The 22,652-nt window shown below is 70.5% G+C and carries 21 protein-coding genes; 16 read left to right on the top strand and 5 right to left on the bottom strand.

Annotated elements, in window-relative coordinates; genetic code table 11:
* Window positions 1-85: 85 nt before the first annotated feature.
* A complete protein-coding gene (locus ABD883_RS04060; RefSeq protein ID WP_137318037.1) occupies window positions 86-631 on the bottom strand; it encodes a DUF4916 domain-containing protein in 546 nt (181 codons plus the stop codon).
* 224 nt (window positions 632-855) lie between these two features.
* Here ABD883_RS04060 and ABD883_RS04055 point away from each other — a divergent pair, with 224 nt between their 5' ends.
* The 8 genes from ABD883_RS04055 to proC all read left to right on the top strand — a co-directional run bounded on the left by ABD883_RS04055 (window position 856) and on the right by proC (window position 9,034).
* On the top strand, window positions 856-2,352 hold the full coding sequence (locus tag ABD883_RS04055) for an MmgE/PrpD family protein (protein WP_247618263.1): 1,497 nt from the start codon (window positions 856-858) through the stop codon (window positions 2,350-2,352).
* A 1-nt stretch (window position 2,353) separates the two neighbouring features.
* A complete protein-coding gene (gene prpB, locus ABD883_RS04050; RefSeq protein WP_247618264.1) occupies window positions 2,354-3,259 on the top strand; it encodes a methylisocitrate lyase in 906 nt (301 codons plus the stop codon).
* On the top strand, window positions 3,256-4,380 hold the full coding sequence (locus tag ABD883_RS04045; protein WP_247618265.1) for a bifunctional 2-methylcitrate synthase/citrate synthase: 1,125 nt from the start codon (window positions 3,256-3,258) through the stop codon (window positions 4,378-4,380). The genes prpB and ABD883_RS04045 overlap by 4 nt, the downstream gene beginning before the upstream one ends.
* Window positions 4,381-4,385: 5 nt before the next feature.
* Window positions 4,386-5,156, top strand: coding sequence for an enoyl-CoA hydratase/isomerase family protein (locus ABD883_RS04040; protein ID WP_247618266.1), 771 nt, complete (start codon window positions 4,386-4,388; stop codon window positions 5,154-5,156).
* 291 nt (window positions 5,157-5,447) lie between these two features.
* The gene (locus ABD883_RS04035; RefSeq protein WP_345030035.1) at window positions 5,448-5,915 is read left to right on the top strand and encodes a DUF3592 domain-containing protein; all 468 of its coding nucleotides are present in this window, start codon (window positions 5,448-5,450) and stop codon (window positions 5,913-5,915) included.
* A 204-nt stretch (window positions 5,916-6,119) separates the two neighbouring features.
* Complete coding sequence (locus tag ABD883_RS04030) at window positions 6,120-7,100, top strand: Ppx/GppA family phosphatase (protein WP_345030033.1); 981 nt, start codon at window positions 6,120-6,122, stop codon at window positions 7,098-7,100.
* Between the two features lie 147 nt (window positions 7,101-7,247).
* Entirely contained in the window at window positions 7,248-8,222 is a 975-nt protein-coding gene (locus tag ABD883_RS04025) for a sugar phosphate isomerase/epimerase family protein (RefSeq protein WP_345030031.1), read from the top strand.
* Entirely contained in the window at window positions 8,219-9,034 is an 816-nt protein-coding gene (proC, locus tag ABD883_RS04020; protein WP_345030029.1) for a pyrroline-5-carboxylate reductase, read from the top strand. Before ABD883_RS04025 ends, proC begins: the two co-directional genes overlap by 4 nt.
* 175 nt (window positions 9,035-9,209) lie before the next feature.
* On the opposite strand, the gene ABD883_RS04015 is transcribed toward proC, so the two are convergent.
* The 4 genes from ABD883_RS04015 to dctP form a co-directional block, all read right to left on the bottom strand.
* Window positions 9,210-10,142, bottom strand: a complete 933-nt coding sequence (locus ABD883_RS04015) for a hypothetical protein (RefSeq protein WP_345030026.1) — start codon at window positions 10,140-10,142, stop codon at window positions 9,210-9,212.
* Window positions 10,143-10,508: 366 nt separating this feature from the next.
* Window positions 10,509-11,204, bottom strand: coding sequence for a potassium channel family protein (locus tag ABD883_RS04010; protein ID WP_175406789.1), 696 nt, complete (start codon window positions 11,202-11,204; stop codon window positions 10,509-10,511).
* Entirely contained in the window at window positions 11,197-12,600 is a 1,404-nt protein-coding gene (locus tag ABD883_RS04005; protein WP_254668845.1) for a TrkH family potassium uptake protein, read from the bottom strand. The genes ABD883_RS04010 and ABD883_RS04005 overlap by 8 nt, the downstream gene beginning before the upstream one ends.
* A gap of 131 nt (window positions 12,601-12,731) precedes the next feature.
* Entirely contained in the window at window positions 12,732-14,018 is a 1,287-nt protein-coding gene (gene dctP / locus ABD883_RS04000; RefSeq protein ID WP_345030022.1) for a TRAP transporter substrate-binding protein DctP, read from the bottom strand.
* Between the two features lie 328 nt (window positions 14,019-14,346).
* Between dctP and ABD883_RS03995 the strand changes: the two genes are divergently transcribed.
* From ABD883_RS03995 to ABD883_RS03960, 8 genes are all read left to right on the top strand, one after another.
* On the top strand, window positions 14,347-15,549 hold the full coding sequence (locus ABD883_RS03995) for an acetoin utilization protein AcuC (protein ID WP_345030019.1): 1,203 nt from the start codon (window positions 14,347-14,349) through the stop codon (window positions 15,547-15,549).
* 221 nt (window positions 15,550-15,770) lie between these two features.
* Window positions 15,771-15,869 carry a 30S ribosomal protein bS22 gene (locus ABD883_RS03990; RefSeq protein WP_003792170.1) on the top strand — a complete coding sequence of 33 codons (99 nt, stop codon included), beginning with the start codon at window positions 15,771-15,773 and terminating at the stop codon, window positions 15,867-15,869.
* Window positions 15,870-15,959: 90 nt separating this feature from the next.
* On the top strand, window positions 15,960-16,217 hold the full coding sequence (locus ABD883_RS03985; RefSeq protein WP_137318026.1) for a glutaredoxin family protein: 258 nt from the start codon (window positions 15,960-15,962) through the stop codon (window positions 16,215-16,217).
* Window positions 16,218-16,296: 79 nt separating this feature from the next.
* On the top strand, window positions 16,297-17,016 hold the full coding sequence (locus ABD883_RS03980; protein WP_345030016.1) for a redox-sensing transcriptional repressor Rex: 720 nt from the start codon (window positions 16,297-16,299) through the stop codon (window positions 17,014-17,016).
* Window positions 17,013-19,511 carry a glutamyl-tRNA reductase gene (gene hemA, locus ABD883_RS03975; protein ID WP_345030013.1) on the top strand — a complete coding sequence of 833 codons (2,499 nt, stop codon included), beginning with the start codon at window positions 17,013-17,015 and terminating at the stop codon, window positions 19,509-19,511. Before ABD883_RS03980 ends, hemA begins: the two co-directional genes overlap by 4 nt.
* A complete protein-coding gene (locus tag ABD883_RS03970; RefSeq protein WP_345030010.1) occupies window positions 19,504-21,150 on the top strand; it encodes a bifunctional uroporphyrinogen-III C-methyltransferase/uroporphyrinogen-III synthase in 1,647 nt (548 codons plus the stop codon). The genes hemA and ABD883_RS03970 overlap by 8 nt, the downstream gene beginning before the upstream one ends.
* A 1-nt stretch (window position 21,151) precedes the next feature.
* Entirely contained in the window at window positions 21,152-22,150 is a 999-nt protein-coding gene (gene hemB, locus ABD883_RS03965) for a porphobilinogen synthase (RefSeq protein WP_345030007.1), read from the top strand.
* Window positions 22,147-22,641, top strand: a complete 495-nt coding sequence (locus ABD883_RS03960) for a MarR family winged helix-turn-helix transcriptional regulator (RefSeq protein WP_265809117.1) — start codon at window positions 22,147-22,149, stop codon at window positions 22,639-22,641. The genes hemB and ABD883_RS03960 overlap by 4 nt, the downstream gene beginning before the upstream one ends.
* The last annotated feature ends 11 nt before the right edge of the window (window positions 22,642-22,652 follow it).

Genomic DNA, 22,652 nt, shown 5'->3' with positions numbered 1-22,652 from the left:
GACCACCAGACCTTCAGGCGTTCAAACCTTCAAGCCTTCAGGTCCAGGCGCCTCGGAACCCCAGGCTTCTCAGAACCTCAGAACCTCAGGGAAGGATTCCGAGGTGGGCCAGGGCGGCGCGCACGATGTGCTCCTGGCCGTGGCACATCTCTGCGACGACGTCCTCGCGGATCGCCTCGGCCGGGGTCAGCCAGTCGAGGCTGAGCGCATCGCGGCGCGGGGAGCACTCGCCCTGCACCGGCAGGATGTAGCACAGGGCGACCGCGTGCTGGCGCGGGTCCTGATAGGGCGAGGGCCCCATCTGCGTGGGGAAGTACTCCGCGACGTGGAACGGGGTCAGCGCCGGGGGGATCTGCGGCAGCGCGAGCGGGCCGAGGTCCTTCTCCACATGGCGAACGAGCGCCGAGCGGAGCGGCTCGTGGTAGCGCACCCGGCCGCCGACGATCTCCCGGCCGAGCGAGCCGTCGTCCTCGAGCGTGCGCAGCAGCAGGCCCACCTTCGTCACCTGACCGTGGTCGCCGAGCTGCACCGGCACCGCGTTGACATAGGTGATCGGCATGCGGCGGCGGATGCTCGCGAGCTCGTCCGGTTCGAGCCAGTTGTCGTCGTAGTCGAGTGCGGTGCGCGTCATGGTTTCATGCTGTCACACGCGACCGCCGCGGGGAAGGAAGGCGGTTCCCCTGGGCCCCGGCGGGGTTGCCGAGTCGCCCGCGCACCAAGTATCTTGATATCGAGATACATTGTTGCCCGGAGCACACCCGCCTGCACCCAGGGCATAGAGTGGAAGGGACGGCCGCTCGCCGAACACCCGCGCCCGCCCTGTCCGCGGTCGACGTCGACACGAGGAGAATCTCCATGATCAATCACGAAGTCCGGACCTACAAGAGCTCCGAGGACCTGCCGCGCGAAGAGCAGCTGGCCTGGAAGATCGCCGAGGTCGCCTCCGACCCGGTCGCGGTCGACGCAGACGTCACCGACATGGTCATCAACCGCATCATCGACAACGCCTCCGTCGCGGCCGCCTCGGTTCGGCGCGGTGCCCCCACCCACGCGCGCGAGCAGGCGCAGACTCACCCGACGAAGCCCGGTGCCCCGGTCTTCGGCCTGCAGCTGAGCGAGCGCGTTTCACCGGAGTGGGCCGCATGGGCCAATGGCGTGGCCGTGCGCGAGCTCGACTTCCACGACACCTTCCTCGCCAAGGAGTACTCGCACCCCGGCGACAACATCCCGCCGATCCTCGCCGTCGCCCAGCACGCGGGCATCGGCGGCAAGGACCTCATCAACGGCATCGCCACCGGCTACGAGATCCAGGTCGACCTCGCCAAGGGCATCTGCCTCCACGAGCACAAGATCGACCACGTCGCGCACCTCGGCCCGTCCGCCGCGGCCGGCATCGGCGCGCTCCTCCACCTGCCCACCGAGGTGACCTTCCAGGCCATCCAGCAGGCGCTCCACGTCACCACCGCCACCCGCCAGTCCCGCAAGGGCGAGATCTCGACCTGGAAGGCCCACGCCCCGGCGTTCGCCGGCAAGATGGCCGTCGAGGCCGTCGACCGGGCGATGCGCGGCGAAGGCGCCCCGAGCCCGATCTACGAGGGCGAGGACGGCTTCATCGCCTGGATCCTGTCCGGTCCCGAGGCCCGCTACACCGTGCCGCTGCCGGGCCAGGGCGAGGCCAAGCGCGCGATCCTCGACACCTACACCAAGGAGCACTCCGCGGAGTACCAGGCGCAGGCGCTCATCGACCTCGCCCGCCGGATGGGAGCGCAGATCGAGGACAAGTCGAAGATCCGCAAGATCACCATCCACACCTCGCACCACACCCACAACGTCATCGGCACCGGGGCGAACGACCCGCAGAAGATGGACCCGAAGGCCTCGCGCGAGACCCTCGACCACTCGATCATGTACATCTTCGCCGTCGCGATGGAGGACCAGGGCTGGCACCACGAGAAGTCCTACGCCCCCGAGCGCGCCGGCCGCCCGGAGACCGTCGAGCTGTGGCGCAAGATCGTCACCACCGAGGATCCCGAGTGGACCCGCCGCTACCACTCGACCGACCCGGACGAGATCGCCTTCGGCGGTCGTGTGGTCGTCGAGATGGAGGACGGCTCCGTGATCGAGGACCAGATCGCCGTCGCCGACGCCCACCCGCACGGTGCGCGTCCGTTCGCCCGGGCGAACTACGTCGAGAAGTTCCGCACCCTGGCCGACGGCATCGTGTCCGACGCCGAGCAGGACCGGTTCCTCGACCTCGCCCAGAACCTCGAGAACCTCGGCGCCGACGACGTCGCGCAGCTGAGCTTCGCGGTCGACGGCCTCGAGCACACCGGATCGAAGGGAATCTTCTGAGATGCTCGGAGCCACCACCACACCCGCCGACCGGCGCAGGCGGTTCCGCGAACTGCTCGCCGGCAGTGAGATCGTCCAGTTCCCGGGTGCGATCAACCCGATCAACGCCCAGATCATCGAGCAGATCGGCTTCGAGGGCATCTACATCTCCGGCGGCGCGTTCTCCGCGGCGCAGGGGCTGCCCGACATCGGCCTGACCACGCTCACCGAGGTCGCCGACCACGGCCGGGCGATCTCCCGGGTGACGAACCTGCCGACGTTCATCGACGCGGACACCGGCTGGGGCGAGGCGATGAACGTCGCGCGCACCGTGCAGGAGTTCGAGGACGCCGGCCTGGCCGGCATGCACCTCGAGGACCAGGTCAACCCCAAGCGGTGCGGCCACCTCGACGGCAAGGAGGTCGTGGGCACCGCGGAGATGGTCAAGCGGATCTCCGCGGCCGTCAAGGGTCGGCGGGATGAGAACTTCGTCATCTGCGCCCGCACCGACTCCCGCGCCGGCGAGGGCCTCGACGCCGCGATCGACCGGGCCAAGGCCTACATCGATGCCGGGGCGGACATGATCTTCCCCGAGGCGATGCGCGACCTCGGCGAGTTCGAGACCTTCGCGCAGGCCGTCGACGTGCCGATCCTGGCGAACATGACCGAGTTCGGCAAGAGCGAGCTGTTCACCACCGAGCAGCTCGCCGACGCCGGCGTGCGCCTGGTGATCTACCCGGTCACCACGCTGCGCCTGGCGATGGGCGCGATCAAGTCCGGACTGCAGACGATCCGCGACACCGGAACCCAGGTGACGCTGCTCGACGGCATGCAGACCCGGGCCGACCTCTACGAAACCATCGACTACGCGGCGTACAACGACTTCGACGCCGCCGTCTTCAACTTCTCTCAGGAGGGTCACCAGTGACCGATCAGGACATCAAGAAGGGCCTCGCCGGCGTCGTCGTCGACACGACGAAGGTCTCCAAGGTCGTGCAGGAGACCAACTCGCTGACCTACCGCGGCTACCCCGTGCAGGAGCTCGCCGCGAACTGCTCGTTCGAGGAGGTCGCCTACCTCATCTGGCACGGCGAGCTGCCGACGCCCGAGCAGCTCGCGGAGTTCACCGCCCGGGAGCGCGGCCAGCGCGCGATCGACCAGAAGCTCATCGATCTCATCCTCTCCCTGCCCACCGACTGCCACCCGATGCACGTCGTGCAGACCGCGGCGGCCTACCTCGGCGCCGTGGACCCGGAGGCCGATGTCGAGGGGCCGGAGGCGAACCTCGCCAAGGCCGAGCGGATGTACGCCCAGCTGCCGACGATCGTCGCCGTCGACCACCGCCGTCGCCACGGCCTCGACCCGGTCGCACCGACCGAGGACCTCGGCTACGCGGCCAACTTCTTCAAGATGGTCTTCGACGAGGTGCCGGCCGAGGAGGTCGTGCGCTGCTTCGACGTGTCGATGATCCTCTACGCCGAGCACTCCTTCAACGCCTCGACGTTCACCGCCCGCGTCATCACCTCGACGACCTCGGACATGTACTCCGCGGTCGCCGGTGCGATCGGCGCCCTCAAGGGACCGCTGCACGGCGGTGCCAACGAGGCCGTCATGGCGATGCTCGAGGAGGTCGGCACCGCCGACAAGGCCTCGGCGTGGATCGACAAGGCGCTCGAGAACAAAGAGAAGATCATGGGTTTCGGCCACCGCGTCTACAAGAACGGCGACTCGCGCGTGCCCACCATGCGCAAGGCCTTCGAGGACATGGTCGAGGCCAAGGGCGCGACCGATCTCCTCGACCTGTACAACGCCTTCGAGGAGGACTTCGTCGGGCGCAAGGGGATCTACCCGAACCTCGACTACCCGTCGGGCCCGGCCTACCACCTCATGGGCTTCGACACCCCGCAGTTCACGCCGATCTTCGTCATGGCCCGCATCACCGGCTGGACGGCGCACATCATGGAGCAACAGGCCTCCAATGCGCTGATCCGCCCGCTGTCGGCCTACGACGGCGAGGAGCAGCGCTCGGTCCCGACGAAGTCGGACTGAGCAGCGTGAACGATCACGCACTGGTCGAGGGTTTCGATCTCACCGTCTCCGGTGGGGTCGGGACCCTCGTCCTGTCCCGCCCGGCCAAGCGCAATGCGCTCTCGCGCGAGATGTGGCTGGCGCTGCCGGACATCATGGCCGCGATCGACGCCGACCCCGGGATCGAGGTGCTCATCCTCACCGGGGCCGGCGGGCACTTCTCCGCCGGGTCCGACATCGGGGATCTCGATGTGCCTCTGGCGGACTTCTGGGCGGCAAACGCCGAGGCCGAGGAGGCGCTCGCCGCCGTGGATGTCCCGACGATCGCCGCGATCGAGGGCAACTGCGTGGGCGGCGGCACCGAGCTCGCCGCGGCCTGCGACGTCCGGATCGCGGCACCCGGAACGATCTACGGGGTCACCGCCGCGAAGCTCGGACTCGTCTACCCGCCCGGACCCACTCGGCGGCTCGCCGGGATCATCGGGGATGCCTGGGCGACGTACTTCCTGCTCACGGCGGAGATCATCGATTTCGACCAGGCGCTCAACCTCGGGTTCATCCATCGGGTGAGCGACACCCCGCTCGATACGGCACGGGAGATGGCGGCGACGATCGCCGGCCGCTCCGCGCTGAGCCAGACCGGGGCCAAGCGGATCCTGCGCGGCGAGGACCCGGATCCCGCAGCCGGCGGATGGCTGGCCGAGGCGTATGCGAGCGAGATCGTCCGCGGACAGGAGGGCTTCTTCGCCAAGCAGCCCCCCGAGTTCACCTTCGCCCGCCACGACTGGCGCTCCTGAAGCCGGGATCCCGCAATACCATTCCAGACCTCAATTTTCGAAGGTTTCTGAGAGCGGATCCGCCAGAGTTCGCAAGGTCAGATTGCCGTGAGGGGCGCGTGCGCGGTGCGTACCGCAGTGCATCGCTGCAGACTCGCCGTACCGCGGGGTATCCGAAAGTCGACGCGCAATTGCGCGCCGCGAATCGGATACCCCGCGGTACAGTCGGGCGCTGATCCGCTTCGGCGACCCGCACCTCGGCGCCCGGCCCAGATGACCCGCACCTCGGCACCCGGTCCGTAGACTGACCGCATGATGCGCAGCAGTCCGTCGGACCGTCGCCGTGGGGCGAGCGTCGGCTTCATCCTCGCGTTCTACGGAATCGCCGCTGCGCTCACGCTCATCGCCGCCGCCATCACCTTCGCCGCGCTCAGCGCGCGGGAAGTGGGCGCCGTCGAAACCACCGGCACGATCACCGCGAGCGAGGAGCGCCGGGAGCACGACAGCGTCGGCCCGCCGCGCACCGTGCACCGACCGACCATCGAGTTCACCGACGAGTCCGGCACCCGCCGCACGATCCGCGGGGACGACCAGGGGCAACCCGCGGCCGTGGGCGACCCGGCGATCGTCCACTACCACCCCGACGATCCCGCCGACGCATGGCATGCGGACAAGCGCAACGAGATCGTGATCCCGTTCATCATCCTCCTCTTCACCGCCGGGTTCGTCGTCGCCGGCCTCGTCCACCTCATCAAAGTGCTCCTCCGGCGCAGTCGCTGAACCCGACCGCATCGAACTGCGCGGTATCCGATTCGAGCCGCGCAATTGCGCGCTTCGATTCGGATACTCCGCAGTACGATCACGAGGCGCGCCCATGCCCCCGTCCCGTCCGCGCTCCCGCCCCCGCTCCCGCTCCCGCCCCCGCTCCCGACCGCATCGCAGTCCGCGGTCCGTGCCCCCGCACCCTGCCAGTAGACTGACCTCGTGCGCCTCGCAGTCCTCGACATCGGATCCAACAGCGTCCACCTCCTCGTGGTCGACGCCCGGGTGGGAGCCCCACCCCTGCCCGCGACCTCCCACAAGGAGGTCCTCCGCCTCGCCGAGCACCTCAAGGACGACGGCTCGATCTCCGGCTACGGCCAGAACCGCCTCGTCGAGTTCTGCCGTGAGGCGATCACCGTCGCCGAGGAGCAGGGCTCCGAGCAGATCCTCGCCTTCGCCACCTCGGCGATCCGCGGTGCCCCCAACGGCGAGGAGACGATCGCTCGGATCCGCGAGGAGTCGGGGATCACCCTCAACGTCATGAGCGGCGAGGAGGAGGCACGCATCACCTTCCTCGCCGTCCGCCGCTGGTTCGGCTGGTCGGCCGGTAGCATCCAGCTCCTCGACATCGGCGGCGGCTCCCTCGAGATCGCCGCCGGCATGGACGAGTACCCCGACGCAGCGCTGTCCGTGCCGCTGGGCGCCGGCCGCATGCACTCGCGCTTCCTGTCCGCAGACACTCCGAGCGCCGACGACATCGACGCCCTGCGCCGGCACGCCCGCCACACGATCGGCCGCGTGGCCGGCGAGATCAACCGCGTGGGCCGGCCGGAGAAGGTCGTCGGCTCCTCGAAGACGTTCCGCTCGCTCGCCCGGATCGGCGGGGCGGCGGCGAGCAGCGAAGGCATCTATGCGCCGCGGATGCTGCGCCGCGCGGACCTGCCCGACATCATCGAGGCGCTCGCGAACCGTTCGCCCAAGGAGCGGGCCGAATTACCCGGCGTCTCCCTGGCGCGCGGCGGCCAGGTGCTCGCCGGAGCGATCGTCGCCGAGGCGGCCTTCACGATCTTCGGGATCGAGGAGATGCACATCTCGCCGTGGGCACTGCGCGAGGGCATCATCATGCGCAAGCTCGATCTGCTCGACACCTCGGAGGAGATCTCGCTCCCGGGCGTCCCCGCGACCGAGGTCCTCACCGACTGAACCCGGCCGTCGCCGAGGCGCGGGCGCGGTCCGCATCACGGAGTCGCCCGCGTGCCCCGGCGGGCGGGAACGGCGCTGGCGACTACCTGGACCCCCGTGCTCCGCCCGAGCCCTGCGCCGGCCGGTCCGGGGGCTAGACTCGGTGCCGTGAGTGCGAAGAAGCGATCCCCCAGCAAGGTGCTGACCAAGAAGAACTCGGCGCGCGCCGACTCGCGCCGGCACCGCGATCAGCTCGCGCGGAATCCGGTCTACGAGCACGACCGCACCCACGTCTCCGACCACCCGATCCGGGTGGGCCTCTCGACCTCGTCCGTCTACCCGATGACGGTGACCGAGGTGTTCGCCGCCGCTCAGCGCCTGGGCTACGACGGCGTCGAGGTGATGATCACGAACAACGCCGAGACTCAGGACGTCGATCTCATGCGCGGGCTCACCGCGGAGACCGGGCTGCCGGTGATGTCGCTCCACGCGCCCACCCTGCTGTTCATGCCGCGCGTGCTCGACAAGGACCACTGGGTCAAGCTCCGGCGCACCTGCGAGATGGCCAAGGAGGTGGGTGCCCGGTCCGTGGTCGTCCACCCGCCGTTCCGCTGGCAGGGCGAGTACGCCAAGGGGTTCGTCCCCGGCGTGCGCGAGCTGTCGAAGGAGACCGGCATGATCCTCGCGGTGGAGAACATGTATCCGTGGCGCGCCGGCGTGCGCGAGGTGCTCGTCTACTACCCGGACTGGAATCCGCTCGACGAGGACTACGACGCGATGACCTTCGACTTCTCCCATGCGGCGACCGCCGGGATGAACGCGCTCGAGACCGTCGCCGGCATCATCGACCGCCTCGCCCACGTCCACCTCACCGACGGCGCCGGCTCTCTCAAGGACGAGCACCTGGTGCCCGGCCGCGGCACGATGCCGGTCGCGGAGACCCTCCAGCACCTCGCCAAGCACAACTGGTCCGGCGACGTCGTCGTCGAGGTCAACACCCGGTTCGCCCGCAAGAAGTCCACGCGCGAGGAGATGCTCGCCGAATCCCTCGCGTTCGCCCGCAAGCACCTGGGCCTCGATGCCGCTCAGGCGGCTGCCGGGTCGGGAGAATCGGCCGTGACCGCAGACGAGGAGAACGCATGACCATCGCATTCATCGGCACCGGATCCATGGGCGGGGCGCTTCTCGCCGGCGTGCTCCGCAGCGACACCGACCCAGCCTCGATCATCGCCACCACCCGGTCCCGCGAATCCGCCCGGCGGCTCCACGACCGGCTCGGCGTGCGGACCGCTGCTCTCGAGGACGACGCGGATGCCAACCGCAGCGCAGTCACCGAGGCCGACTACGTGTTCCTCGGGGTCAAGCCCTGGCTCATGGCCGACACGCTCGCCGAGATCACCGACGCCCTGCGCCCGGGCACGATCCTCGTGTCCATGGCCGCCGGGGTGTCGCTCGCGCAGCTCGCCGAGGGGTCCGGCGGCGCGCCGGTCATCCGGGTCATGCCGAACACGCCGAGCGGGATCGGCCACGGGGTCATCGCGCTCGCCGCCACCGCAGACGTCCCGGAGGACGCCGTGACCGAGGTGTCGGAACTGCTCGCCGGGGCCGGTGACGTCGTGCCGATGACCGAGGACGAGCTGCAGACGATGATCGGGCTGTCCGGTTCCGGCGTGGCGTACTTCTTCCTCCTCGCCGAGGAGCTCGTCGCGGCCGGCATCGCCCAGGGGATGAGCCCGGACATGGCGCGGCGGATCGTCGTCGGCACCGCCAGCGGGGCCGGCCGTCTGCTCGAGGACACCCCGGATCCCCGGCAGCTGCGCACCGCGGTGACGAGCAAGGGCGGCACCACGCACGCCGCGATCACTTCGTTCGCCGCCGACGATTTCACAGCGATCGTCGAGCGCGCCGCCCGCGCCGCCTCCGCCCGGGCCCGGGAGATGGAAGCCGGCGACTGATCGCACGGCTGCGGCCGCGGCCCCGGCAACCCATCCACCTGACGCGTGTGCTCGAACCCTCCGTTGACCTGCCATGTGTGCTCGACGGAGGGCTCGATCATCGAGCGCATGTGCCAGGTCGATGATGCACAGGTGGCTGGTCGGCGTACCGGAGCATGACCTGTTCCAGGGCACCTCACACCGGGACTGCACGCAGTTCGAGAGCCTCCCGGACCTCCCGGCAGAATCGTGCAGCTGAAGTGCGCCGCGTGATCCGGATGACGATCCATCCGTGCCGGACGAGCGCGCCGTAGCGTTCGATGTCGCGATCCCACTGCGATTCGTCGAGCCGGTGCTGAGGGCCTTCGTACTCGATCGCGATCCGCGGCCCGACGTACGCCATGTCCGGGTGGATCACAGCGGGGAGGCTCGGCAGCCGTACTGCGGGTGCCACCTCGGGCTCGGGCAGGCCCGCGGCGACGATTGCGAGCCGTGTCCGCGTCTCTCCCGGGGACCGGACACCGGCACGCGCTCTCGCCAGGGCGTCGAGCGCGGTGCGCCGACCCCGGTAGCGGCGGCGACCGGTGAGCAGGGAACGCAGTTCATCCACGGTGAGATCCGGGGTGTCCTGCCAGGTGCCGAGCAGCGCGTCGAAGACCGCGACGAGGTCACCGGCGGGCAGGTGACCGGCGAGCTCGTGCACCACCAGGTCCCCGCGGTTGATGTGCACGCCGCAGTGCCCGCGCGGTTCGAGGTGCCGGCTCTCGTGTCCGACGACTCCGGGCCGGCGGAGAGGACGGGTGCCGTGCGGGACGGTGACGTGGAGGAGCGCCTCGGATCCATAGGGGGTCGGGAGACCGAGGAGGAGGGCGGCGGTCGTGTGGGATCCGATGGCATCGGGTCGCACGGTCTGCAGCGCGGCCAGCCGCTGCCGCACCTCAACCCATGTCGGGCCCGCCCACCGGGGAGCGTTGACGACGCTGGAGCGGCCTGCGTCCTCGTAGACTCCGCGGTGGATGCGCGAGGCGCCGCGCGAGTGCGTCAGCTGATATCGGGACAGACCGTGCTCGGCGCGGTCGGCGGAGCGGAACAGCGCCGGCAGTTCGATGCGCTTCGGTGAGGCGGACATGGCGACAATGATGTGCGGAACCAGCCCCTGACGCGCAGGGCGCGGCCGAGGTGTGGACGACGGTCGGCGATCCACAGCCTGCCACTCGCACCGGTCACCCTGCCATCCACAGCCGGCCCTCGCACCAGCCGATCGGCCCGCGGCCCGAGACTCAGTCCATTCGGTGCGCCATCGACCTGCCGTTTCTGCTCGATCCGGTCATCGACCTGTCACATATGCCCGTTCTCCGGGCCGTTCGTCGAGCACAACCGGCAGGTCGACGGAGGGTTCGAGCACAACTGGCAGGTCGACGGAGGGTTCGAGCACAAACGGCAGGTCGATGGGGACGTGTGCTCGAGGGATTCGGTTCCTGGGGCGCTTCAGCCCTCAGGGGCGGCCGGCGAAGCGGCCGAGGAGCTCGACGTGCCCGGCGACGATGAGCACGTCCTGGCTGCCCACCCGGCTCGAGGGCTCGGCATAGGTGAAGTCGCGGCCGGGGCTCTTGATGCCCACCACGGTGACGCCGTACGTGTCGCGGATCCCCGCCTCGGCCAGGGTGAACCCCTGGACCTCCTTGGGCGGGCGCATCTTGACGACGGCGAAGTGCCCGTCGTCGAACTCGATGAAGTCGAGCATCCGGGACGACACGAGGTGCGCCACGCGGGCGCCCGCCTCGGACTCCGGGTAGAGGACGTGCTCGGCGCCGATCCGTCGCAGGATCTTGCCGTGCGAGTTCGACATCGCCTTCGCCCACACCTGGTCGATCCCGAGGTCGACGAGGTTCGCGGTGGTGAGCACGCTCGCCTCGATCGAGGTGCCGATCCCCACGACCGCGGTGCTGAACTCCCCGGCGCCGATCTGCCGCAGCGCCTCGATGTTCGTCGAATCGGCCTCGACGACGTGGGTGAGGCGGCCCGACCACTCCTGCACGGCCTCGGGGTTCTTCTCGATCGCCATGACCTCGCGGCCGAGCTTCATGAGGTTCTCCGCCGTCGCTCCGCCGAACCGTCCGAGCCCGATGACGAGGATCGAGGCGCTCGACTCGATCGCTGACGCGCGGTCGGCGCGGGACTTCCTAGCCAATGATCGGCCTCTCTTCCGGATAGCGGAACAACCGGCGCGTGTTCTGCTGCGACAGCGCTGCGGCAAGCGTAATCGTACCGAGCCGCCCGAGGAACATGAGCACGCTGAGCACGTAGAGGCCGGAGTCCGGTGCCTCGGCGGTGACCCCCGAGCTCAGGCCGCACGTGCCGAAGGCGGAGATCACCTCGAACAGCACGAGGTCGAGCGGCATCCGGGTGAAGTGGAGCATCGCGAGGGTGCCGGCGAACACGAGCGCGCTGCCGGCGAGCGTCACCGAGATCGCGACCTTGATGACCGGCGGGTCGATCCGGCGATGGAACGCGGTGACCTCCTGGAGGCCGCGGGCCTCGGACAGCGCGGCGAGGGCGAGCACCGCGAGCGTGGTGACCTTGATGCCCCCGGCCGTCGACGAGGAGCCGCCGCCGATGAACATGAGCACGTCGAGGAGCAGATGGCTCGTCTGATTCATGTCCGCGATCTCCATCGTCGCGAACCCGCCCGAGCGCGGCATGACCGCCATGAAGAGTACCTCGAGGGCGGTGTGGCCCGGGCCCTCGGCGCCGAGGGTACGGGGGTTCGAGGCCTCGAAGAAGAGGAGCATGACGAAGCCGATGAACACGAGGATCGCCGAGGTCGCGAGCGTGAGCTTGGTGTGGAGGTCCCACGACCGCGGCCGGTTCCACGCGATGGTGATCATGAGGACGACGGGGAAGCCGAGCGAGCCAACGAACACCGAGACCATGATCACCGAGAGGAACCACGGGTCGTTCGTGAAGTGCTCCATCCCGCCGGGGTGGACGGTGAAGCCGGCGTTGTTGAACGAGGAGATCGCGTAGAACACCGAGTGCCAGATCGCGGTGCCGATCGACTCGCCCTTGCCGAGGAACGACGGCAGGAGGAGGCCGGCGACGATGACCTCGGCGATGAGGATCGTCGAGACCACGGTGCGCAGCAGGGTGCCGACCTGGCCGATCTGGAAGGTGTTCGTCGCCTGGGCGGCGATGAGGCGCTGCCGCACCCCGAGCTTCTTCGACACGGCCATGCCGAGCACCGAGGCGAGGGTGAGGATGCCGAGGCCGCCCACCTGGATGGCCGCGGTGATGACGCCGATGCCGAAATCCGACCAGTATTCCTCGGTCACCACGGGGGAGAGGCCGGTGACGCAGACCGCCGAGACCGCGACGAACAGGCTGACGGCGAAGCTGAAGTCCTCGGGGTTCCGATGGGCGACCGGCAGGCAGAGGAGCGCGGTGAAGATCGCGATCGCCCCGAGGAACGACACCATCGCCAGGCGCGCGGGCGAGGCGTCGGCGACCTCGTCGATGAAGTCGCGGAGGCGCCGGCCGGGGGAGAGCACCCGGTCGCGGAACGGGGAGGCCGGCCGGCGACCGTTCACGGGGACAGTCCATTCATAGGGACAGTGTAGACAGTGCCGACGCCCACCAGGAGCGATGGCGCTCCGGGTGGGCGTCGGCGGTTCGTGCGGACGGTCAACGGGCACGTGTCCGCCCGGCGGTCACCTCCCGATCACTGCGGGCGGTGGGGGAGTGCGGTCTCCTCGAACACGCGCTCGGCCATCGGGGCCATGTCGGCCTCGCCGCTCTCCCACCACTCGTCCATCTCCTCGAATGAGCCGCCGTCCTCGAAGCCGAGCTCCTCGACCGCGCCGCTCCAGGTCTCGATCGACTCGCTGACCCGGGCGTCGATGTCCTCGCCGAGGATGCCGCCGTCCACGACCTCCTGGCGCTGCCGGGCGTTCTCCTCCTTGATGAGCTCCTCGGTCGCCGGGTCGAAGACCGCGATCTCACCGCCGGCCTCCTTGGCCTGGCGCACGCTCTCCGCATTGCCGTCGGCCGTGATCCCGACGAAGCCGGAGTACGAGGTGGCCGCCGCGTCGAAGATGATCTGCTGGTAGGCCAGCGGGAGGTTCGCGAAGCTCGACCCGGCGAGCTCGGCGCCGACCGCGCGCGAGGACATGCTCGCCTCGTCCGTGCTGTAGGAGATGTTCGGGGCGACCTCGAGGATCCCCGATTCCGCCGAGGGGAGCAGCTGTGCGAAGGTGCAGTCCACGGTGCCGCGTTGGAGCGCCTCGAAGACCTCGACGTATTCCATCGACACCGGCGAGGCGCCGAGGGCGTTGGCGACGCCGTGATGCGAGGTGCTCGCGACGCGGATCTGCCGGCCCTTCCAGTCGTCGGGCTGCGAGCCCGGTTCGGCGCACACGGCGTAGTAGCCGCCCGAGGACACGATCGGGGTCAGGGGAGTGACGCCCTGCGCCTCGTACTCCTCGAGCAGCGATTCCGAGCTCCAGCCGATGTCCGCCGAGACCGCGGTCATCACCATCTCACCGGTCATCGGCGAGATCGGCACGCCGGAGAAGGACTTCGCCGCGGCGTCGAACGACGGGTAGTCGCTCGGGTTGTAGATCGGCAGATCGTAGGCGAGGTCGAGGCGGCCGTCGGCCAGCGCATCGTCGACCTCCGCGTACCCGGCGATGGCCTGGCCCCAGATGATCTCGATCTCGATCTTGCCGCCCGAGCGCTCCTCGATGTACTCCTTGTACCCGAGCGCGGCCGGAGCCATCACCGAGTTCTGCGAAGCTGCCGGCGGCTGGTACTTGAGCGTCACCGGTTCGAGGTCGGCGATCGCGGCGTCGACCTCCTCCTGCGAGGCGCCGTACTCGAATCCCTCGCCCCCGCCGGAGCCTGCGCCTCCGCCGCTGCCGGCGGAGCCCGCGCAGCCGCTGAGAACGAGTGCGCTCGAGGAGGCGAGTGCGAGGAGAGGAAGGGTTCTGGTCTTCGAGCGTGAGGACACCTTTGTCGTCGGAGTGGATCGGGTGGATCAGGGGGTGACTGAAGACTACTAAACATTCGGTTGGGTTTGAAGACGGAGCGACGGCATGGACTTCCTGCCCGCTCCGGCAGCGGCATCGCACCGCGGTGCCCGGGTGCCGCCCCGGTTCCGGGGAGCGCCCGCGTCGGCCGGACCGACGCCCCGCATCACCCCCGTCCCACCTCTCCCGCACCCCCGAACCGACACCGGCCACTGCCCCGAACCCACACCGGCCACCACTGTGAACCCACACCGGCCACTACCCCGAACCGACAGTGACCCGGCTCGCATTCGGCGCTACAGTGGGGGAATGAGCAGGCGCGAGACCGACGTTTTCGTCATCTGGGACGACTCCTTCACGGAGTACAATTTCGGGCCCGAGCACCCGATGAACCCGCTGCGCCTCGACCTCACGGCCAAGCTCGCCACCGATTTCGGGCTCTTCGACAACGCTCGCGTCCACATCTCCGGCGTCCCCGAGGTCGACGAGCCCACCCTGCTCCGCCTCCACTACCAGGAGTTCGTCGACGCGGTCAAGGATGCGGAGCGCTCGAGTGTGATCGACGACGCCGCCGCGCAGAAGTACGGCGTCGGCACCGAGGACGTGCCCCGCTTCGAGAAGATCCACGAGGCCTCCGGCCGCATCTTCCAGGGCAGCGTCGAAGCCGCCCGCGCGATCACCGGCGGGAACTACGAGCGCGCAGTGAACTTCTGCGGCGGCATGCACCACGCGATGCCGGGCCGCGCCGCCGGCTTCTGCGTCTACAACGACCTCGCCGGCGCGATCGACCACTTCCTCGCCGAGGGTTATGAGCGCATCGCCTACCTCGACCTCGACGCCCACCACGGCGACGGGGTGGAGAACTTCTACTGGGACGACCCCCGCGTGCTGACGATCTCGCTCCACGAGAACGGCCGCTTCCTGTTCCCGGGCACCGGCTTCGCCAACGACATCGGCGGGCTCTCCGCCTCCGCCTCGGCGGTCAACGTCGCCCTGCCCCCGCGCACCGACGACGCCGACTGGCTGCGCGCGATCGACTCCGTCGTGCCCGCCGTGATCCGCGAGTTCCGCCCGCAGGTGCTGATCTCCCAGCACGGCTGCGACGGTCACCGCCTCGACCCGCTCACCCACCTGCGGCTCAGCGTCGATGCGATGCGCCGCGCCGCCGAATGGGTGCGCGACCTCGCCGACGACTACGCCGAGGGCAGGTGGCTCGCGACCGGCGGCGGCGGGTACGCGCTCGTCGACGTCGTCCCGCGCGCCTGGGTCAACCTCGTCGCGATCGCCGCCGGGGCCGACATCGCCCCTTCGACCGCCCTGCCCGAGCGCTGGAAGGACTACGTCACCGCGATCGCCGGGGTCACCCCGCCGGAGGTCATGACCGACGGCCACGACGGGATGTTCGCCTCCTGGGCCGAGGGATTCGACCCCGAGTCCGACCTCGACCGCACGGTGATGTCGACGCGGAAGAACATCTTCCCCTTCTACGGCCTCGACGCTTACTACGACTGACGCCCGCCGCCGAGCCGCCCCGCTGCTCCGCCGCATCCCGCCGCCGAGGCGCCCCGTCCCACCGCTCGGGGCGCACCGAGCGCCCCGCCCGCCGCGTGGGGTGCGTCTCACCGGGACGGGGAACTTGGGGTTCGACGCCGGGAAGCGATAGAATCGAGCGGTTCAGTTCAGCAGGTGCGCACTGCGTGTTCACCTGGATTTCGACTCCGTGAGGAAACACTGTGGGTTCTGTCATCAAGAAGCGTCGCAAGCGTATGGCCAAGAAGAAGCACCGCAAGCTTCTCCGCAAGACCCGCCACCAGCGCCGCAACAAGAAGTAAGCCGCTGGTCCGCGGCTTCGGGCCCCCGTCGGAGACGCCGGCGGGGCTTCGTACTGCCGTCCGGGCCCAGCGCCGTCGAGGGAGCAGAGCATGAGCGTCGAGCTGACGTTCCTCACCCGCCGGGACTGCCATCTGTGCGAGACCGCGCGGGAGAACGTGCAGACCGCGATCGCCTCCCGCGACGTCACGCTCACCGAGGTCGACGTCGACACCGACGCCGATCTCCGCGACAAGTACGGCTGGGACGTGCCGGTGGTCCTCCTCGACGGCCGGCAGCACAGCTTCTACCGCGTCGATCCGCAGCGGCTCGCCCGCGCGATCGACGCGCTCATCGCCCGCCGGCCATGACCACGGCCGCCGGCGACCACATGGAACAGGAGTGAGCTCGGTGGTGGATACGGTGCCCCGGTCGGCATCCCGGCCCGGCATGCCCGCGCGCGCTGTCCCCGCCCCGGTGGTGGGTCGGCTGCCCGGCTACCTCCAGGCACTCGAGGCGCTCATCTCGGAGCGCGTCCCCACCGTGTCGAGCGAGGAGCTCGCCGGGATGTGCGGCGTCCGGTCCGCGATCCTGCGCCGCGACCTCAGCCACCTCGAGTCCGCCGGACGGCGCGGTGTCGGCTACGACTGCGCGGCGCTCGCCGCCACCATCCGCGAGTTCCTCGGCGTCGACCGGACGCGCCGGATCGGCATCATCGGCGCCGGCCGCCTGGGCTCCGCCCTCGCCGACTACGCCGGTATCCCCGACCGCGGCTTCGCCCTCCACGGCGTCTTCGACATCGACCCCGCGGTCATCGGCACGACCGTCGGCGGCGTCGCCGTCGCCCCGGTCGCCGAGATCCACCGCGTCGTCGCCGCCGAGCGCATCGAGCTCATCGTCATCGCCGTCCCCGCCTCCTCCGCCCAGGCCGCCGCGGATGCCGCGGTGGACGCCGGGGTGCGCGGGCTCATGAGCTTCGCCCCCGTCGTCCTCACCGTCCCCTCCGAGGTCAGCGTCCGGCACGTCGACCTCGCCACCGAGCTCCAGGTGCTGGCCTACTACACCTCCGTGGAGTCCCCGGACACCCGCCCGGCCGCACCGGGCACCGACCCGGCCGGAGCACGCACAGACACCGACGCACCAGCAGACACAACGGAGCAGCAGCAGTGACCCTTCTCGTCCTGGGAATCTCCCACCGGTCCGCGCCCATGTCGGTCCTCGACGCGCTGGCCCTCGATGCGACGGGGGTCGACGCCCTCCTCGGCCGTGCCCGGGAGGGGAAGTACGTCGGCGGGGCGACCGTTCTCGCCACGTGCAACCGGCTCGAGCTCATCGCCGATGTCGAGGCCTTCCACGGCGGTCTCGCCGACCTCGGCTCCGCGCTCGTCGAGGCGGTCGGACTGCCCTGGGACGAGCTCGCCCACCACGTCTACGTGTACTTCGACACCAAGGCGATGGAGCACCTCCTCACCCTCGCCGCCGGCCTCGACTCGATGGCGCTCGGCGAGGCGCAGATCCTCGGCCAGCTCCGCCAGTCGTTCACCTCCGCGCAGGAGTCCGGGGCGCTCACCGGCGACCTGTCCCGCGCCCTCCAGGAAGCGCTGCGCGTCGGCAAGCGCGCCCACTCCGAGACCGCCCTCGACAGCGTGTCCCAGTCGCTCCTCGACACCGCGCTCGCCGCTGCGGTGCCCCACATCGGCCCGCTCGAGCAGGCGAACGCGCTCGTCGTCGGGGCCGGTGCGATGTCCGGGCTCACCGTCGCCACCCTCCACCGCGCCGGGGTCGCACGCATCACCGTGATCAACCGGACGCTCGAGCGCGCCGAACGGCTCGTCGCCCCCGTGGGCGGCCGTGCGATCACCCTCGACGAGGAGTCCCTCGCCCGCGAGATCGCCGATGCGGACCTCGTCGTGTCCGTCACCGGCTCCCGCGGCACCGTGCTCGGCCAGGACCAGATCATCGCCGGCATGCAGCAGGACCTCGACGCCCAGCCCAACAAGTTCCTCATCGACCTCGCGCTGCCCCACGACATCGCCCCCGACGTCGAGGAGCTCCCGCACATCCGCCTGCTCGGCCTCGAGGACCTGTCCGCGATGTTCGCCGACACCGGCCACCGCACCGACTCCGACGTCGTGTCCGTCATCACCGAGGTGCGCGGAATCATCCGCACCGAGATGGAGAGCCTCGCCGCCCACCGCGAGGCCCGCCGCATCGCCCCGACGGTGAGCGCGCTGCGCTCCCAGGCCGAGGCGACCGTCGACTCCGAGTACGCGCGCCTGGAGAAGAAGCTCGCCGGGAAGGTCGACGAGAGGGCGCTCGCGGAGATCCGCAAGGCGATGGCCCGCGCGGTGGACAAAATCATCCACACGCCCACCGTCAAGGTCAAGGAGCTCTCCGCCGGCGACTCCGAGGTCGACTACGCCGCGGCGCTCACCACCCTGTTCGACCTCTCCGCCAAGCCCAAGGCCGACGGCATCGACCGCTCGAAGGTCGCCGTCAGCGCCCCCGGCGTGCCTCCGGTGACCGCGCGGAACAACCACTACATCCCCGCCGACGGCCTGCGCCCCGTCGCCGACCACACGCTCGACGTCATCGAACCGGCCAAGCCCACCGGGCGCACCCTGCGGCTCGGTACCCGCCGGTCGATGCTCGCCCGCTCCCAGTCCACTGCGATCGCCCAGCAGATCGCCGCGCAGACCGGCTGGCGGGTGGAGATCGTCGAGGTCGTCACCGAGGGCGACGTCAACATGAACCCGCTCGCCCAGATGGGCGGCACCGGGGTGTTCGTGTCCGGCGTCCGCACCGCGCTCCTCACCGGCAAGATCGACGTCGCCGTGCACTCGCTCAAGGATCTGCCGACAGCGCCGGCGCCGGGCATCGAGCTCGCCGCGGTGCCGCCGCGCGTCGACCCCTCCGACGTCCTCATCGCCCGCGACGGACTCGCTCTGTCCGAGCTGCCCGCCGGGTCGATCGTCGGCACCGGCTCGCCGCGCCGGGCCGCCCAGCTGCGCGCCGCCCGCCCCGACATCGAGGTGCGCGGGGTGCGCGGCAACGTCGACACCCGCATCCGCCACGTCACCGAGGGCCGGATCGACGGCGTCGTGCTCGCCGCCGCGGGCATCCGCCGGCTCGGCCGGCTCGCCGAGGTCACCGACGTCATCGATTCCTCCGTCATGCTCCCGGCCCCCGGCCAGGGCGCGCTCGCGATCGAGTGCCGCTCGGTCGACTCCGACCTCGGCGAGTTCGACGCCGAGGTGCGCCGCGCCCTCGATTCGATCCACGACGAGGCGACCGCGCTCGCGGTGATGTGCGAGCGCGCCGTGCTGTCCCGCGCCGAGGCCGGCTGCTCCGCCCCGATCGGCGCGCTCGCGCAGATCGACGGCCACTCGCTGAGCATCACCGGGGTCATGGCCGACGACGCCGGCCGCCTCCAGCGCGTCAGCCGGATGGCGGGCCTGCCCCGCCGCAGCGCCGAGGTCACCCGCGCCGAGGTGCGCCACGCCGCCCGCTCGCTGGGCGCCGACACTGCCGATGAGATGCTCTCCGCCCTCGGCATCACAATCGGCGGCTCGGCCGGCACCAACGCGCCGTCCGAGCACGTCGATCCGCGCACCCCGGCGAGCGTCGGCGCCGCCGGAGAGACCAGGGACGGCACCGATGACTGAGCCGAAGAACGCACAGACGAATGCGCCGACGGCCGCGGCCGCCGCGCTCTCCGCCCTGCACGGCGGAGAGCCCCGCCCGCTCGTCTACTTCCTCGGCGTGGGCCCCGGCGACCCCGGTCTCATGACCTACAAGGGTGCGGAGCTGCTCGAGCGCGCCGCGCTCGTCGTCCGCGACCCGGGCGTGCTCGACGAGATCGTCGAGGCCTTCGTCGACACCGAGGTGCCGCTCGTCGACGCCGAGGAGCTCGGCCAGGCCGCCTCGACCCGCGGCCGCCGACTCGCCGAGCTCGCCCGCGAGCACGGCACCGTCGTGCGCCTCGTCCCGCACGACGGCATCCTGTTCTCCACCACCACGGACGAGGCCGCCGCCTGCCGCCGCAACGAAGTCGAGTTCGAGATCGTCCCCGGCGTCGGCACGAGCTCGTCCATGTCGGCCTACACCGGCACCCCGATCACCACCAACCGGGTGCGCTCCGTGCGCTTCGTCGAGGCCGGCTCGCAGACCCACACCGACGTCTCCAAGCACCGCAACACCGGCCACGTCATCAGCGGCACCGTCGAGCAGATGATCGAGGCCCTGACCGCGCTGCTGTCCGATGGCTGGCCGGAGTCCACCCCGGTGCTGCTCGCCACCCAGATCTCCACCGTCCACCAGGTCACGATCGAGGCGACGATGTCGACGGCCGCCGCCCGGCTGCTCGACGAGGCCGCCGCGAGCGAGCCGGTCGTCATGCTCATGGGCCAGGGCATCGAGCAGCGCAGCGACCTGTCCTGGTTCGAGTCGAAGCCGCTGTTCGGCTGGCAGGTGCTCATCCCGCGCACCCGCGAGCAGGGCGCCTCGACCGCGGAGCTGCTCACCGAGCACGGCGCCGTCGGCACGATCGTGCCGACGATCGCGATCCAGCCGCCGCGCACCCCCAACCAGATGGAGAAGGCGATCCGCGCCCTCGTCACCGGCGACTACCAGTGGGTGGGCTTCACCTCGGTCAACGCCGTGCGCGCGGTGCGCGACTGGCTCGAGCAGTTCGGCCTCGACACCCGCTGCCTCGCCGGCGTCAAGGTCGCCGCGGTCGGCGGACCCACCGCCCAGGCGCTGCTCGACTGGGGCGTGGCACCGGACCTCGTGCCGAGCGAGGAGTGGTCGGCCCGCGGCCTGCTCGAGGACTGGCCGGAGTTCGAGGACTCCGCCGACCCCATCAACCGGGTGCTGCTGCCGCGCGCCGACATCGCCACCGAAGTGCTCGTCGACGGACTGCGCGAGGCCGGCTGGGACGTCGACGACGTCACCGCCTACCGCACCGTGCGCGCCGCCCCGCCCCCGGCGCCCATCCGCGAGAGCATCAAGCGCGGCGACTTCGACGCCGTCCTCTTCACCTCCTCGTCCACCGTGCGCAACCTCGTGGGGATCGCGGGCAAGCCGCATCCCTCGACCGTCGTCGCGTGCATCGGCCCGGCCACCGCGCAGACCGCGGAGGACCACGGGCTGACGGTCGACGTCATCGCCGCCGAGGCGCACCTCGGCTCCCTCATCGCCGGACTCGTCGACCACGCCCGGTCGCTGCGGGCCGCCGACAGCGCCGCCAACCGCACCCCGCGGCGCCCCTCGCAGCGACGCCGCACCGCTCGGAAGAAGAAGTGATATGAACGACTACACCCTGGCCCCCGGAGCCCCCCGACCCCGCCGCCTGCGCCGTTCGGCGGCCGTGCGCCGGCTGGTCCGGGAGCACCGGCTCAACCCCGCGGACCTCGTCCTGCCGATGTTCGTCAAGGAGAGCCTGCACGAACCCGCCGAGCTGCAGAGCATGCCCGGCGTCCACCAGCACACGCTCGACTCGCTCGTCGAGGCCGCGGTCGCCGCCGCCGACGCCGGGGTCGGCGGGCTCATGCTGTTCGGCATCCCCGCCGAGCGCGACGAGATCGGCTCGCAGGGGTGGGCGCCCGACGGCATCCTCAACCGGGCGATCGCCGCGGTCCGCGCCGCAGTGGGGGAGCGCACCGTCGTCATGGCCGATCTGTGCCTCGACGAGTTCACCTCCCACGGCCACTGCGGCGTGCTCGACGCCGTCGGCGCGGTCGACAACGACGCCACACTCGACGCCTACACCCGGATGGCGCTCGCCCAGGCGGAGGCCGGGGCCGAGGTGCTCGGCCTGTCGGGCATGATGGACGGCCAGGTCGCCGCCGTGCGCCACGCCCTCGACACCGCCGGTCGCACCGACGTCATCGTGCTCGCCTACGCCGCGAAGTACTCCTCGGCGTTCTACGGCCCGTTCCGCGAGGCCGTCGAGTCCCCGCTCCAGGGCGACCGCCGCACCTACCAGCAGGATCCGGCCAACGGCCGCGAAGCGCTGCGCGAGCTCGACCTCGACCTCGCCGAGGGCGCCGACATCGTCATGGTCAAGCCCGGTCTGCCCTACCTCGACGTGCTCGCCGACGTCGCCGCCGCCAGCCCCGTGCCGGTGTGGAGCTATCAGATCTCGGGGGAGTACGCGATGATCGAGTTCGCCGCCCGCGCCGGGGCGATCGACCGGATGCCCGCGATCCTCGAGAGCCTGCTGTCGTTCAAACGGGCCGGGGCGGACGCGATCCTCACCTACTGGGCCGCCGAGGTCGCCGTGGAGCTCGGAGCCGCCCGGTGAGCTCGGAGAAGCGCACCCGGCAGGATGCGAGCGGCGAGCCCCGCTGGCTCGACACCACCGAGCAGCACGCCTGGCGGAACCTCGTCGAGGCCTTCGAGCTCCTCATGCGCCGGCTCGACCAGGACCTGCGTGCGAACTTCCCGATCGGCATGCACGAGTACGAGCTCCTCGTCCGCCTCTCCGAGCAGCCCGAGCACACGATGCGCATGGCGGTGCTCGCCGACGAGGTCGGGATGTCCCGCTCCCGGCTCACCCACATCGTGACCCGGATGGAGAAGCGCGGGCTCGTGTCCCGCTGCTCGATCCCGGAGGACGGCCGCGGCGTCAACTGCACGATGACCGAGGACGGTCACGCCCTGCTCGTCGAGGCCGCCCCGATCCACGCCGCCGGTGTCCGGGAGCATCTCATCGACTTGCTGGACGAGCACGAGATCGAGACGATGAGGGACACCTTCCGCACCGTCAACGCCCACATGCGCACCCAGCGCTGAGACCCGAACCC

This window comes from Brevibacterium pityocampae (genome assembly GCF_039541555.1).
GTDB lineage: Bacteria > Actinomycetota > Actinomycetes > Actinomycetales > Brevibacteriaceae > Brevibacterium > Brevibacterium pityocampae.
The sequence above is the reverse complement of the archived record's forward strand: the minus strand, read 5'-3'. Positions and strand labels throughout refer to the sequence as shown.

Excerpts from the sequence above, each read along its gene's own strand:
- ABD883_RS04060 (WP_137318037.1), bottom strand. The coding sequence starts at position 631 with ATGACGCGCACCGCACTCGACTACGACGACAACTGGCTCGAACCGGAC.
- ABD883_RS04055 (WP_247618263.1), top strand. The coding sequence starts at position 856 with ATGATCAATCACGAAGTCCGGACCTACAAGAGCTCCGAGGACCTGCCG.
- prpB (WP_247618264.1), top strand. The coding sequence starts at position 2,354 with ATGCTCGGAGCCACCACCACACCCGCCGACCGGCGCAGGCGGTTCCGC.
- ABD883_RS04035 (WP_345030035.1), top strand. The coding sequence starts at position 5,448 with ATGATGCGCAGCAGTCCGTCGGACCGTCGCCGTGGGGCGAGCGTCGGC.
- proC (WP_345030029.1), top strand. The coding sequence starts at position 8,219 with ATGACCATCGCATTCATCGGCACCGGATCCATGGGCGGGGCGCTTCTC.
- ABD883_RS04015 (WP_345030026.1), bottom strand. The coding sequence starts at position 10,142 with ATGTCCGCCTCACCGAAGCGCATCGAACTGCCGGCGCTGTTCCGCTCC.
- ABD883_RS03995 (WP_345030019.1), top strand. The coding sequence starts at position 14,347 with ATGAGCAGGCGCGAGACCGACGTTTTCGTCATCTGGGACGACTCCTTC.
- ABD883_RS03985 (WP_137318026.1), top strand. The coding sequence starts at position 15,960 with ATGAGCGTCGAGCTGACGTTCCTCACCCGCCGGGACTGCCATCTGTGC.
- ABD883_RS03980 (WP_345030016.1), top strand. The coding sequence starts at position 16,297 with ATGCCCGCGCGCGCTGTCCCCGCCCCGGTGGTGGGTCGGCTGCCCGGC.
- ABD883_RS03970 (WP_345030010.1), top strand. The coding sequence starts at position 19,504 with ATGACTGAGCCGAAGAACGCACAGACGAATGCGCCGACGGCCGCGGCC.
- hemB (WP_345030007.1), top strand. The coding sequence starts at position 21,152 with ATGAACGACTACACCCTGGCCCCCGGAGCCCCCCGACCCCGCCGCCTG.